This window comes from Bacillus sp. SRB_8, assembly GCF_003264205.1.
Lineage (GTDB): Bacteria > Bacillota > Bacilli > Bacillales > Bacillaceae_G > Bacillus_A > Bacillus_A mycoides.
In genome coordinates, this window is sequence record NZ_NADT01000004.1 from 46,101 (window position 1) to 59,950 (window position 13,850).

The following is a 13,850-nucleotide window of genomic DNA, read 5'->3' on the forward strand; positions in this document are numbered from 1 at the left end:
TGGCGTTTTTTTATTACCTGATTTGAATCGTGTATTGTACAGAAAATCATGGGATAAAATGTAAGTTTCTGTGTTCGCATAATAAACATATGATAAGAAATATGTGATATACTTTGAGAAGTTTATAATGAATGAAATATGGAGGACTATAATTATGGCAATACTTGTAACAGGTGGAGCAGGATATATCGGTAGTCATACATGCGTAGAATTACTAAAAAACGGTTACGAAATTATAGTAGTAGATAATCTTTCGAATAGCTCAGTAGAGTCTATAAATCGAGTGACAGAGATAACAGGAAAACAGTTTAAATTTTATAAAGAAGATATTTTAAATCGAGAAGCACTTGATACGATTTTTGAAGAAAATACAATTGAAGCTGTTATTCACTTTGCAGGCTTTAAGGCTGTAGGGGAATCAGTAGAAATTCCGTTAACGTATTATCATAACAACATTACAAGCACATTAGTGCTATGTGAAGTGATGCAGAAGCATGATTTGAAGAAGATGATCTTCAGTTCATCTGCAACGGTGTATGGTATTCCAGAAACATCACCAATTACAGAGGAGTTTCCATTAAGTGCAACGAATCCATATGGTCAAACGAAATTAATGATTGAACAAATTATGCGTGACGTAGCATTTGCGGATGCAGGATGGAGTATTGCATTACTTCGTTATTTCAACCCATTTGGTGCACATGAAAGTGGGCGTATTGGAGAAGATCCAAACGGAATTCCAAATAACTTAATGCCATATGTAACACAAGTAGCAGTAGGGAAGTTAAAGGAATTAAGTGTATTTGGAAATGACTATCCAACAAAAGATGGCACGGGTGTCCGTGATTATATTCATGTTGTAGACTTAGCAAATGGCCATGTAAAGGCACTTGAAAAGGTACTTGGCACTACTGGGATAGATGCATACAATCTCGGTACAGGTACTGGTTATAGTGTATTAGAAATGGTTGAAGCATTTGAAAAAGTTTCAGGCAAGGAAGTTCCTTATAAAATTACGGAACGTCGTCCTGGTGATGTGGCAGTATGTTTTGCAGATGCATCGAAAGCGAAGCGTGAATTAGGATGGGAAGCAAAACGCGGATTAGAAGAGATGTGTGCAGACTCTTGGAGATGGCAATCAAATAACAAAAATGGCTATCTAGAAGTTTAATAAACAGATAAAAAAATGACCTTTTGCGGGAGCAAAAGGTCATTTTTATTTATTTATTTCCATTAAGTTTATTAGCAAATTTAGTAAAGAAAGTTCGCCGTTTTATAGGAGTATTTGACTGACAAAACGTATAGTAATCAATATCTTTAATGTAAGTAAAGAGTCTAGAAATAGCATATAAGAATGTAATAGAAGATCCGAGTGCAAAACTAATACCGTAACCATTAAATCCAAATGGAAGTAGAAGAAGACTTAATAACAGGTTTGCAAAAAAGAACAGGGCTGATGTTCGAAATGCCCCTTTACGATCTTCAAAATATAAGAGTAGTAATGTGATAACAAGGACCATCCCATTTGCATAAGCACCAATTATAGTCAGCTGCAAAATAGAGTATTCAAGTGTTACGTTCCCAGATTGTGAACTAAACATCCATATTATAAAAATAATAAGTAAAGAAAAAATACCTTGATTACGAAGTATTCGTTCCATTTCTTGCTTTAGGACAAAGTTCATTGATTCTTTTAATTGTAAAATTGTATTTAATGTCGCCCCATTGTTAACTGAACCGAAGAACTTCTTATACCGTTCATAAAACCTTGTTTCAATGGATACTACGAAGAAAATATAGGTTGGGATAATGCTTAAATAAGCCCAGAAAACAGATGTATCATAAATTTGATGATAAATAAACGTGTTTTCAATATTTCCTCGCCCTTCTCCGAACCAAATAACAAAGTTACATACCCAAATGCCAATATTGTAAAGTAAGCTTGACCAAAATAGTTCTGGATATTTATCTAAATAAGAAAGAAAGGTAAGTTGTTCAGTAGCATCACTATTTGGAAACATTCGTACAATAACTATACTTAACCACACTAATGTAATGAAAGTCCCGATTGTAAAAGAAATTAAAAGTAATAGGGCCAATCCGTGTTCTATTCTAAGTGTTGGATGCCAGTAAGCGATAAGTGCAATTCCAGATAAGGAGAAAATAGAACCAATTAAAAATGCAAGAGCGATGGACTGATAATCTTTAGCTGCTGTTAAATAAATGGATTGAATCCAAATGATGTTTAAAGCTAAAAATAAAAATAGCATCACGATTTTATAATACAAGGCTAATGGTTGTCCTTCAGATATACTTGTTAATACGAGAATATCTGTTTGTTTTAAGTAATCTTTAATATTTACTTTGCCGGTCATTATTACATGCTCTTCTAATCCTAATTGTTGAATTAAATCACGACATTCCTGAGCATATTCTGCTTCTTCCGTATCAGGACCTAGTAAGTAAAATATAAATGGAATATCTTTTTCTAATAATAATTTAGCTGCATAAATCATTGTTTTTACATCTTTAATTGGTACAACTCGTATAATAGCGGAAATGATGAGTTTATCCGAATTGTATTTTGGTTTACGTAACCCTTTATAGTCAGATAAAGTAACGCCATTTGGAACGATTTTTAGTTTATGGGCCGGAGCACCTAATTCTTTTTGATATGCACTATTTCGGCCGAACAACGTAATTACATCAGCGGCTTGTTCATATGCTTGATGGGACAAGTGATGAAAGAAAGAAACCCATCTTTTTTTATATTCAATTGGTATCCAAGTAGATTGTAGTATTTCTTCTTCACGCTCCCGAGAATAAATACCGTGTTCAGTTAGAATAAATGGTATATCGGACTTGGCACTAATTGCAGCACCAAGCAATCCACCATACCCTGTCGATACAGAATGAATAAGATCTAATTCAGGAAAATCAATTTGTAAAATTTGAATTATTGGTGTGAACATAGATCTCCACATCCAAAAGTAATTTAAGAAGGATCCACTACTTTCTTCATATAAATAGCAAGTGTTCAAAATGAGAAACTATCAAGATTGACTATCACGCTTTAGGTCAGTAATACGATTATCTTATAAAGATAAATGTATTACTGACCAGCCCCTTTCACATAATAGGGGAGATTTAATGAATTCGAACGAGTTGTTTATGGTATACTGTATTACCTTCTTGGCTTGTATATGGCGGGATACTTCGCCCAAAACAATTTGCAACAATATTGGAGTGGCCGGGATAAGAAATACGGATTTCATACAAATCAATAGAGTCATCTAAATCAGCATAAAAAACTGCTAAGTGGTTGCCTTGTAAAATATATGGGAATGCTACTTCCGTATTTTCACCAAGTAGTACAGGTAATTTTACAGGATTAGAATAGTTAGACCAATCCCAAACCTCTATAGTTACATGGTGTGTGTAATATGCATCTAAATTTACAATGTTTACTACTGCTGAAACAGTTGCAGGCTCTCTTGTTAATACACCTGTGGAGTGAAAAACAAAATGATTTGGATAATGAAGAGGCATAAATATCAAACCTTTCTAAATTAATATGAGTGTACGATATTCTATGCAAATAATTAATAGAATGAGATAAGGAAAATGTATCATTCTACTAATTTTTTATAGAAATTCAAAACGTAGTATTGAAAAGTATTCCAACACTTGTATCATTGTTAGAGTACGTTTATAATCAAGGAATCCTATTTCATGTTTTGATAGGGTTATTTATTATTGAAAGCGTTTTAAATTTGTTATTTTTTAAGGTAGGAAGTCTAACTTATTCAGATTAAAAATTATGTATGTAGTTTTAAATAGGAAGAAAAATAATAAAGTGAAACTTTAATCAGTGGGTGGGGGTTGTTCATCCCCACTGATTATTAGCCTTCACTAATCGGGCTTTACGGGCAGTTGATCTCCCACTTAACTTCTTTGCTCTAGCTGAATTTTGAGGTGGGAGTTTTACTGCTCGTTAATGCGGGATAAAGTATCACTTTATATTGTGGGGAGGTTAAAAGTGTGAAAGGGAAAGATTTTCACACGAATATATATGGGTTACGTAGGATTATTACTTTCAGGTGCAGCTTTATTTTTAAATAGCCTTGTCATATTAGGCAAAGTAGAGATGAAAAGTGCAGGTGTCTTTAATTTATTTGTGGGGGCATTACAAATTATCATTCCGTTCTATTTGATTATGATTTCTGATCAAAGTAATTGGACGGTATATTCATATGCGGCTACTTTTTTATTTGGTTTAACTTATTTATATGTAGGCGTTACTTTTATTAAAGGAATGGATAGTAGTGGACTAGGCTGGTTCTGTATTTGGGTAGCAATTATTGCTTTATTCTATATGATTGTTTCATTTGTTCAATTCCACGATGTTGTTAATGCGTTAACATGGTTTATGTGGGCATTACTTTGGTATTTATTCTTTGTATTAAATGCACAAAAAAAGAATATCAATCAATATCTTGGCAGAATTGCCTTTGTACAATCATGGGTAACATTGACGTTGCCTTCACTCTTTTATTTTATGGGAGTATGGGGCGAGGGATTCATATATGAACTATGGGTTTATGTATCAGTAATTTCTATTTTATATTGCTGCTATTGTATTTTTAAATATCGAGTACGTTAATGTATCGTGTGTAGAAAAAACATGGAATCGTTAAACTGATTCCATGTTTTTTTATTTTAGCGTTTATAATAATAGAGGTAGTATTTTACAATTTGTAAAAACGGGGATGATGAAGGTGAAAAAAGTATTGGTGCTAGGGGGAACAAGATTTTTTGGTAAACATTTAGTAGAAGTACTGTTGCAAGCTGGACACGATGTAACGATTGCGACGAGGGGAGTTACTGAAGATTCATTTGGAAGTGCAGTAAAAAGACTGATTGTAGATAGAGAAGATGAGAGGCTACTAGAAGAGCGTTTTGAAGGTAAAAGTTATGATATCGTATACGATAATTTATGCTATAGCTCGAATGCAGCGAAGATAATATGTGAAGTACTAAAAGGAAAAACGAAGAAATACATTATGACATCTTCAATGGCTGTCTATGATCCTGGGTTAGGCCTATTAGAAGAAAACTTCAATCCGTACGAGTATACAATTACGTATGGAGGGAGGAATGATTTCAATTATAGTGAAGGCAAGCGATTAGCTGAAGCAGTTTTATTTCAACATGCAACATTCCCAGTCGTTGCGGTAAGATTTCCCGTCGTTATTGGAGAAAACGATTATACGAAAAGATTACAATTTTACGTTGAACATGTTGTGAAACAAGAGCCTATCGTTGTGGATCATGTAGATGGAGAGTTGTCATTTATACATGAAAAGGAAGCAGGACAGTTTTTAGCTTGGTGCGGGATGGAAAACATAGAAGGGCCAATTAATGCTTGTAGTAACGGGGTGGTTTCTACCAGAGAAGTTATTCGTTTCATAGAAGAGAATACCGGGATAAAAGCGCTCATTCAAGAAGTAGGAGATAATATAGCTCCTTATAATGGAGTGATTAATTGTACGTTACATAATGGAAAGGCTCGTGAATTAGGATTCCCGTTCCGAGAGTTGAAATTAGAGACGGGAAAAGTTTTATGTTATTACATAAATACAATGAAATAATCATAAATCCCCCGGTGGCAATCCGGGGGATTCTGGAGGATTTCGACAATACTAATTTTACATTACCAAATTTACCTTATACGCACGACTAATGTGTTTGTGATTGAATTGCTTGTAAATACTTTTCATTTACCCGGTCCCAGTTCACCGTATGCCACCAGTTGGTAACAAATTCTGGGCGCCGATTTTGATACTTTAAATAATAGGCGTGTTCCCATACATCGATGACGAGTAATGGGATTTTACCCTCTTGCAAAGGTGTATCTTGATTGGGTGTACTCATAACGGAAAGTTCCTCACCGTCCAGAACAAGCCATCCATAGCCACTTCCAAAACGACTAATAGCTGCTTTGGAAAGTTGATCTTTTAAGTTGTCAAAGGTATTGAAATAATAATCAATTACTTTTGCAACGTCTCCATTAGGCTCACCGCCACCTCGCGGGCTCATTAATTCCCAAAAAAGACTATGACAATAATGTCCACCACCGTTATTTCTGACAGCTGTAACAATTTCTTTTGGTAAAGTTTCTAAATTACATAGTAACTCTTCTAAAGATTTATTATGTAATTCCGTATAGTTTTCTAAAGCGGCATTCAAGTTATTTACGTATGTCGCATGGTGCTTTCCATGATGAATAGAAAGCGTGTTGCTATCGATATATGGCTCTAGTTCATCATAGTCATATGAAAGCTTTGGCAATTGAAATGAAGACATAACATTCCCTCCTTTCTTATTAAAAAAGTTGGTCTAAGTAAAAATAATTTACCTGAGTCAAAAATACACCTATTTTTTATACAAGTCAATAGTAATCTCTTTAATTTTCTGAAAAATATTACAATAAAAGTAACACTTCGACTTTCATTTGTGACTCTTATTCTTTTTGCTTATACTGTAAAGTAGTAACGTTTTGTTGAAATAGAAGGAGATCGTTTATGAGTAAAACGAAACAATTAATAGAGGAAGCGAGTCATTTTATTACGGTTTGCTATAAAGAGCTTAATAAAGAACAATTCATAGAAGAGAGAATAAAAGAAATTCAAGTTGAGATAGAGAAGACGGGGACGTATGAGCATACATTTGAAGAACTTGTTCATGGATCACGAATGGCATGGCGCAATAGTAATCGATGTATCGGAAGACTATTTTGGAGTAAGATGCACATATTAGATGCACGTGAGGTAAATGATGAGGAAGGTGTATACAATGCATTAATTCATCATATTAAATATGCAACGAACGATGGGAAAGTTAAACCGACAATTACAATTTTTAAGCAATATCAAGGTGAAGAAAATAATATACGAATTTATAATCACCAATTGATTCGGTATGCAGGATATAAAACAGAAATGGGAGTGATTGGTGACTCTCATTCCACTGCGTTTACAGATTTTTGTCAGGAACTTGGCTGGCAAGGAGAAGGTACGAATTTCGATGTATTGCCACTTGTGTTTTCTATAAACGGGAAGGCACCTATATATAAAGAAATTCCGAGAGAAGAAGTAAAAGAAGTGCCAATTGAACACCCAGAATACCCGATTTCGTCACTTGGAGCAAAATGGTATGGGGTTCCAATGATTTCAGATATGTGCTTAGAAATTGGCGGTATTTCTTATACGGCAGCCCCGTTCAATGGATGGTATATGGGAACAGAGATTGGGGCTCGTAACTTAGCGGATCATGATCGCTATAATTTACTTCCGGCTGTTGCGGAGATGATGAAGCTCGATACATCGAGAAACGGTACGTTATGGAAAGACAAGGCGCTAATTGAATTAAACGTGGCTGTTTTACATTCTTTTAAAAAACAAGGAGTTAGTATTGTGGATCACCATACAGCTGCACAACAATTTCAACAATTTGAGAAGCAGGAAGCGGCATGTGGACGGGTTGTAACAGGTAATTGGGTGTGGCTCATTCCACCGTTGTCGCCAGCTACCACTCATATTTATCATAAACCGTATCCAAATGAAATTTTGAAGCCGAATTTCTTTCATAAATAATAGCTAGTATAGTTTTTTTTCTGCAAAATATAATTTTTTTTAATTACTGTTACGTAGCAAATGGAAGCCTTTACTATCGGCTATTTTTGGAAAGGGCTTTTTGAACCAAGGAGTTCCTTATGTTATAATCAAATTTCTGTTTCGAAGACCTTATAGAAATATAAGGTCTTTTGTTTTGCTTTTTTATGTAATAGGAATAGAAATTTTCTTTTAAATAAGGGATTTAGCATATTTTTAGGGACAACATAAGTGTGTAGGAAATTGATGAATTATTATGCTTATATAATCATTGTGTTTTGGGTGTAAACAAGAAAACATAATAAAGTTGTTTTTTTAGATTGCTGAGGAAGGAGGAAGTGTAAATGAGGATGAAGAGTCGAAAAACGGATTGGCCTGTATTTCTTATTAGTGGTGGCTCACTTTTATTATTTGTAATTGCAGTTATTTTAAATAAAAGTTACGTAGAGGGAGCTATTAATAGCAGTTTTGCAGCTTCAATTAAATATTTTGGTGCCTTTTGGCAGGTTTTATTAATTGGTACATTTGTTGTTGCAATGTGTATGGCGTTTTCGAAATATGGGAGAGTTAAACTTGGGGGACTAGAAAAACCTGAGATTAGTACGACAAAATGGCTCGCTATTATTATGTCTACATTACTTGCTGGAGGTGGCGTTTTTTGGGCAGCCGCAGAGCCGATGTACCATTTGATGACGGTGCCACCAATACATGAAGGTATAACTGCTGGAACGAAAGAAGCGGTAATGCCTGCTTTAGCACAAAGTTATATGCACTGGGGTTTCCTGGCTTGGACGATTTTAGGTACAATTAGTGCGGTAGTTATGATGTACGGGCATTATCATAAAGATATGCCTTTAAAACCTCGAACGCTTTTATATCCTATTTTTGGAGAGAAATTGCGAAAGAGTTGGCTTGGAACAATGATCGATGTGTTTGCCATTATTGCGGTAGCTGCAGGGACAATTGGTCCAATCGGATTTTTAGGACTACAAGCAAGTTATGGGTTACAAGCATTGTTTAACATTCCTGATGTGTTTACTACTCAATTAGCCATTATTGTTTGTGTAGTAGCTGTTTCTACTATATCTGCGGTAACAGGAATTGATAAAGGGATTCAAATTATAAGTAATTTAAATGTTAGGTTAGCAGTTCTATTAATGGTATTTGTATTACTATTTGGACCAGGTGGATTTATTATCGATTCATTTGTTTCTTCGTTTGGATTTTATATAAATGAATTTATTCCAATGAGCACATATCGTGGTGATACAGCTTGGTTAGGATCGTGGACAATCTTTTTCTGGGGATGGTTTATTGGATATGGACCGATGATGGCAATTTTAGTGAGCAGAATTTCAAGAGGAAGAACAATCCGAGAAATCATCGTTGCAATTGGAATTATTGCACCTATTATTACAACGTTTTGGTTTACTATACTAGGGGGATCAGGTGTGTTTTATGAGTTAATGAATCCTGGTTCTATCTCGACCGCATTAAGTGAATCTGGTATGCCAGCGGCTATGATTGCAATTACAGAGCAACTGCCACTATCTAATATTATTGGACCTGCATTTCTTTTATTAACAATTTTATTTGTAGTGACAACAGGAGATTCAATGGCTTATTCGATTTCAATGGCAGTGACTGGAGATGGAGATCCTAGAATTAGTTTGCGAGTTTTTTGGTCGCTTATTATGGGCGCAGTTGCGGCGATTCTTTTATATATGGGTGAGGGAAGTATTAACGCCTTACAATCCTTCATTGTAGTGACGGCTGTTCCGGTATCTATTCTGTTATTCCCAATGCTATGGCTAGCGCCTAAAGTCGCAGGGGAATTAGCGTTAAAACAAGGTATTGTAAAAGAAGAAGATAAAACTAGCTTCTTGTTCCAAAAAGCTAGTAAATCAAAATAAATAATTGTATTTATATAAGAAGAGGAAGCATTTCATTTGAGATGCTTCCTCTTTGCTATTTATCCAAATACTTTTCCTGAGGGGACAGTATTTGGATAAACATTTCGTATAGTTTCAATCTATTCTAATACTTTATCTTTCGTCTCTGGGACACATAATAGCATTGTAACTAAACCGATTGGATAGATAATGAAGATGAGAGATAATGCTCCCATTAAATTACCACCTGCAGCAAGTAAGCCGATAATAACAGGTCCAAATCCAGCTAACCCACGTCCTGTACCGAAAATAAAGTTCTCTGCTGTCGAGCGAGCTTCAGCAGGATAGTTTTCAGCTAAAATTGCTCCGAATCCCCCCATCATGCCATTGGCAAAGAATCCAAGCAATGCACTTCCCCATAACAATGATGTTGAGTCTGTGAATAAGAAGAAGTAAATGAGACAGTATATAGTACCACCGACATAATAGATTGTAAAAGTTTTACGGCGACCAATTTTATCGGCTAGAATACCAAAAGTCGCAATTCCAATTAGCATGCCGATCGTAGAGATGAACATCCAGCCGCTCGCTTTTGCTAATGTGTAGTTATATTTATTCGCTAAAATAGTTGGCATCCATGTGAAAATCCCATAATATCCGAAGTTCTGGATGAATGACATAATAATAAGACCAATTGTTGTTATCGTTACTTTTTTATTGGCAAATAACTTTCGAAGTGGGAACTTTTTCATTTGCTTTAGTTGTTCTGCCTCAGTAGTTGTTAAATTACCTTTAGCTTCTTTTTGTAACAATTCTTTTTTGTATCGTTGTTTTTGTTCCCATATTTTCGGTTCACTTAAACTTTTGCGGACGTAAACAGCTAGTAGAGCGGGAATGAGTCCAAATAAGAAAACAGCTCTCCATCCGAAATGCGGGACGATAAATGCCGGAAGGAGTGAAGCGACTAGTACGCCAAATTGCCATCCAAGTGCAACAACGGATGTCGCCTTAGCGCGCATTTCTTTAGACCATGTTTCAGTTACGATGGCCATCCCAATCCCGAATTCACCACCAACTCCCATTCCAACTAAAAAGCGAAGAATTAATAATTGCCAATAATCTGTTGCGAAATAAATAAGTGCTGTTGCTAGTGAGAATAGTAAGATTGTGAAGGCCATCGTACGGATACGCCCAAATAAATCAGCAATAAATCCAAATAAATAAGACCCGATTAGCATTCCTATTGTGGTAGCTAATGTTAAGTTTCCACCTTCAACAGGGCTTAAATGAAATTCTTTTAAAATGTAGACGAGTACGAAAGATAAGAGCAACATGTCTAAACCTTCTGCTGCATATCCTAGCGCAGAACCAAACAATGTTTTATATCTTTTCTCTTTCGTCTCCTCTGTTGTTGATTGTACATCAGTAGTGACGTTCATCATTACTCCTCCTTATTTTCTTTTACAGTCGCTATGGAAGAATAACAAAAGGCCTTCTCACCTGATATGATGAGAAGGCCAAAAAAGCATACGTATCCCTAAAAAAGACCATACGTATAGTATATTCCGACTTCCTTCTCAACCTCACGGGGTTGGGTTAAAGGACTGTATTATATTACTTTATTTTTAGCACTCTTCTGTTAGATTGTCAAATAAAGAGGGGATAGTTATGTGTAAAATATTTCAAAAAACATTTCATTCTCCTTGACGCACGCTTCATTATTTTCCCATAATAAAACTAACTAATATAAAAAGGAATGAATCACAGATGCTAAATTTAGTACTTATGATGATTGAACGCGTCGGACTTATTGTTATTTTAGGATTTTTACTCTCTCATATTAAAACGTTCCGGCGTCTTCTTCATAAGCAAGACGGATATGTAGATAAGTTTAAGCTTATTTGTATTTTTTCAGTGTTTACAATTGTAAGCAATTACACAGGGATTGAAATAGCAGGAAATACTATTATGAATGAAAATTGGTTACAAGGTGTTTCATCATCCAGCACAATTGCGAATACACGAATCATGGGTGTTGGAATTAGTGGATTGCTTGGCGGTCCTATCGTCGGAATTGGAGTAGGTTCTATTGCGGGTATTCATCGTTATATGCTTGGCGGGACGACGGCAGTAAGTTGTGCAATTTCATCAATTTTGGCTGGGATTATAACAGGTTATATTGGATACATTTTCAAAAAATATAACCGTACTATTACTCCTAAATTTTCTGCGATTTTAAGTGTTTTTATCGTTACTTTAGAAATGCTTATGATTCTATTAATTATAGAAGATGGACTTAGTGTTGTGAAAACAATTGCGCTACCGATGATTCTTGTAAATAGTTTTGGCAGTTTCATTTTACTTTCGATGATACTAGCTATTTTACGACAAGAAGAAAACGCAAAAGCTTTGCAAACGCATAAAGTATTACGAATTGCTGATAAGACGTTACCATATTTCCGCCAAGGGTTAACAGAAGAGTCTTGTAAACATGTGGCACAAATTATTCACCGCTTTACGGGAACAGATGCGGTATCCTTAACAGATACAGAGGAAATCTTAGCTCACGTTGGAGTAGCATCAGATCATCATATTCCTTCACACAGTTTAATAACAGGTTTATCAAAAGAAGTATTAAAAACAGGGAAAATAATGAAGGCAAAATCACGTGAGATTATTAATTGTCAACATGAAGGGTGTCCATTACAAGCGGCAGTTGTTATTCCATTAACTTCACATGGAAATACGATAGGAACATTAAAACTTTATTTTAAAAACCCTAATCAATTAAGTCGTGTTGAAGAAGAGTTAGCGGAAGGGCTAGCGAAAATATTCTCCACACAGCTTGAGTTAGGTGAAGCTGAGTTACAAAGTAAGTTATTGCAAGATGCCGAAATAAAAGCGTTGCAAGCACAAATCAATCCGCATTTTTTATTTAATGCAATTAATACCGTATCGGCTTTATGCCGAACAGATGTAGAAAAAGCGAGGAAATTATTATTGCAGCTTAGCGTTTATTTTCGTTGTAATTTGCAAGGGGCACGACAATTACTTATTCCATTAGAACAAGAGTTGAATCATGTACATGCATATTTATCGTTAGAGCAAGCGAGGTTTCCGAATAAGTATGAAGTGAAGATGTACATTGAAGAGGCACTAAAGGTGACTTTAGTTCCACCATTTGTGCTTCAGCTATTAGTTGAAAATGCATTGCGCCATGCTTTTCCGAAAAAGCAGCCAGTGTGCCAAGTCGAGGTACATGTGTTTGAAAAAGAAGGGATGGTTCACTTTGAAGTAAAGGATAATGGACAAGGGATTGAGAGTGAACGTCTAGAGCAATTAGGAAAAATGGTAGTTCCATCAAAGAAAGGGACGGGAACAGCCTTATATAATATTAATGAACGACTTATCGGGTTATTTGGGAAAGAGACAATGCTTCAAATTGAAAGTGAATTAGAGCAAGGGACAAAGATCCTCTTTGTGATTCCGAAAAAAGTAGAGGAGGAAAAACGGAGTGTTAAAAGTATTAGTAGTTGATGATGAAATGTTAGCACGGGATGAATTGAAATATTTATTAGAGAAAACAAAAGAAGTAGAGATAATTGGTGAGGCGGATTGTGTAGAGGATGCATTAGAAGAATTAATGAAAAACAAACCAGATATTGTTTTTCTAGATATTCAATTATCTGATGATAATGGATTTGAAATCGCGAATATATTAAAGAAAATGAAAAACCCACCTTCAATTGTGTTTGCTACTGCATATGATCAATATGCGTTGCAAGCATTTGAAGTAGATGCGTTAGATTACATTTTAAAGCCATTTGATGAAGAACGTATCGTACAGACATTAAAGAAATATAAAAAACAAAAGCAAATAAAGTTAGAAACAAAGCAAGATGTAAAGAGTGTAGATGTAACGGCCGAGATGCATAAATTAGCATTACCAATTGAAGAATCGATTGTACTCGTGAATATTGAAGATATTATATATGTAGGACTTGTGGACGGAAAGGTGACAGTAAAAACGACGAGAGAAACATATGTAACACACGATACACTTGTAATTTTGGAAAAGAAGTTGCCGCAAGCAAGTTTTATGCGTGTCCATCGCAGTTTTATTGCAAATATTAATCATATTACAGAAATACAACCATGGTTCAATTCTACATATAATTTAATTATGAAAGAAGGATCAAAAGTACCTGTTAGCCGTACATATGCAAAAGAACTCAAAAAGCTACTTCGTATTTAAGAAGTAGCTTTTTGTATTTCGTCTGCCTAT

General features: G+C 35.2%; 11 protein-coding genes. 7 read left to right on the forward strand and 4 right to left on the reverse strand.

The features are described 5' to 3' along the window. Positions 1 to 154 precede the first annotated feature (154 nt). On the forward strand, positions 155 to 1,171 hold the full coding sequence (gene galE, locus B5P40_RS02430) for a UDP-glucose 4-epimerase GalE (RefSeq protein ID WP_002184448.1): 1,017 nt from the start codon (positions 155 to 157) through the stop codon (positions 1,169 to 1,171). Between the two features lie 49 nt (positions 1,172 to 1,220). Here the strand turns inward: galE and pelG are convergent, their stop codons facing one another. Together pelG and B5P40_RS02440 are read right to left on the reverse strand one after the other, a co-directional pair. Next, the gene (pelG, locus tag B5P40_RS02435) at positions 1,221 to 3,041 is read right to left on the reverse strand and encodes an exopolysaccharide Pel transporter PelG (RefSeq protein WP_113708789.1); all 1,821 of its coding nucleotides are present in this window, start codon (positions 3,039 to 3,041) and stop codon (positions 1,221 to 1,223) included. 106 nt (positions 3,042 to 3,147) lie between these two features. Then, positions 3,148 to 3,549 (reverse strand): hypothetical protein, encoded by a 402-nt coding sequence (locus B5P40_RS02440; RefSeq protein WP_002143948.1) that lies wholly within the window; start codon positions 3,547 to 3,549, stop codon positions 3,148 to 3,150. 523 nt (positions 3,550 to 4,072) lie between these two features. Here B5P40_RS02440 and B5P40_RS02445 point away from each other — a divergent pair. Then, positions 4,073 to 4,663, forward strand: a complete 591-nt coding sequence (locus B5P40_RS02445; protein WP_002068662.1) for an AmiS/UreI family transporter — start codon at positions 4,073 to 4,075, stop codon at positions 4,661 to 4,663. A gap of 43 nt (positions 4,664 to 4,706) precedes the next feature. Beyond that, positions 4,707 to 5,651, forward strand: a complete 945-nt coding sequence (locus B5P40_RS02450; RefSeq protein ID WP_181462926.1) for an NAD-dependent epimerase/dehydratase family protein — start codon at positions 4,707 to 4,709, stop codon at positions 5,649 to 5,651. An 88-nt stretch (positions 5,652 to 5,739) separates the two neighbouring features. Here B5P40_RS02450 and sodA read toward each other — a convergent pair whose 3' ends face one another. Next, positions 5,740 to 6,366 (reverse strand): superoxide dismutase [Mn], encoded by a 627-nt coding sequence (gene sodA / locus B5P40_RS02455; protein ID WP_002068665.1) that lies wholly within the window; start codon positions 6,364 to 6,366, stop codon positions 5,740 to 5,742. A gap of 218 nt (positions 6,367 to 6,584) precedes the next feature. Here sodA and B5P40_RS02465 point away from each other — a divergent pair, with 218 nt between their 5' ends. After that, positions 6,585 to 7,655 carry a nitric oxide synthase oxygenase gene (locus B5P40_RS02465; protein ID WP_002089906.1) on the forward strand — a complete coding sequence of 357 codons (1,071 nt, stop codon included), beginning with the start codon at positions 6,585 to 6,587 and terminating at the stop codon, positions 7,653 to 7,655. Between the two features lie 362 nt (positions 7,656 to 8,017). After that, complete coding sequence (locus tag B5P40_RS02470) at positions 8,018 to 9,586, forward strand: BCCT family transporter (protein WP_002089904.1); 1,569 nt, start codon at positions 8,018 to 8,020, stop codon at positions 9,584 to 9,586. A 119-nt stretch (positions 9,587 to 9,705) separates the two neighbouring features. On the opposite strand, the gene B5P40_RS02475 is transcribed toward B5P40_RS02470, so the two are convergent. After that, on the reverse strand, positions 9,706 to 11,004 hold the full coding sequence (locus tag B5P40_RS02475; RefSeq protein WP_016127605.1) for an MFS transporter: 1,299 nt from the start codon (positions 11,002 to 11,004) through the stop codon (positions 9,706 to 9,708). A 328-nt stretch (positions 11,005 to 11,332) separates the two neighbouring features. On the opposite strand from B5P40_RS02475, the gene lytS reads away from it, so the two are divergent. Next, entirely contained in the window at positions 11,333 to 13,102 is a 1,770-nt protein-coding gene (lytS, locus tag B5P40_RS02480) for a two-component system sensor histidine kinase LytS (RefSeq protein ID WP_113708791.1), read from the forward strand. Continuing rightward, on the forward strand, positions 13,080 to 13,820 hold the full coding sequence (locus tag B5P40_RS02485) for a LytR/AlgR family response regulator transcription factor (RefSeq protein WP_088004937.1): 741 nt from the start codon (positions 13,080 to 13,082) through the stop codon (positions 13,818 to 13,820). The genes lytS and B5P40_RS02485 overlap by 23 nt, the downstream gene beginning before the upstream one ends. Positions 13,821 to 13,850: the final 30 nt, after the last annotated feature.

Excerpts from the sequence above, each read along its gene's own strand:
- galE (WP_002184448.1), top strand. The coding sequence starts at position 155 with ATGGCAATACTTGTAACAGGTGGAGCAGGATATATCGGTAGTCATACA.
- B5P40_RS02440 (WP_002143948.1), bottom strand. The coding sequence starts at position 3,549 with ATGCCTCTTCATTATCCAAATCATTTTGTTTTTCACTCCACAGGTGTA.
- B5P40_RS02445 (WP_002068662.1), top strand. The coding sequence starts at position 4,073 with ATGGGTTACGTAGGATTATTACTTTCAGGTGCAGCTTTATTTTTAAAT.
- B5P40_RS02450 (WP_181462926.1), top strand. The coding sequence starts at position 4,707 with ATGTTTTTTTATTTTAGCGTTTATAATAATAGAGGTAGTATTTTACAA.
- sodA (WP_002068665.1), bottom strand. The coding sequence starts at position 6,366 with ATGTCTTCATTTCAATTGCCAAAGCTTTCATATGACTATGATGAACTA.
- B5P40_RS02465 (WP_002089906.1), top strand. The coding sequence starts at position 6,585 with ATGAGTAAAACGAAACAATTAATAGAGGAAGCGAGTCATTTTATTACG.
- B5P40_RS02470 (WP_002089904.1), top strand. The coding sequence starts at position 8,018 with ATGAGGATGAAGAGTCGAAAAACGGATTGGCCTGTATTTCTTATTAGT.
- B5P40_RS02475 (WP_016127605.1), bottom strand. The coding sequence starts at position 11,004 with ATGAACGTCACTACTGATGTACAATCAACAACAGAGGAGACGAAAGAG.
- lytS (WP_113708791.1), top strand. The coding sequence starts at position 11,333 with ATGCTAAATTTAGTACTTATGATGATTGAACGCGTCGGACTTATTGTT.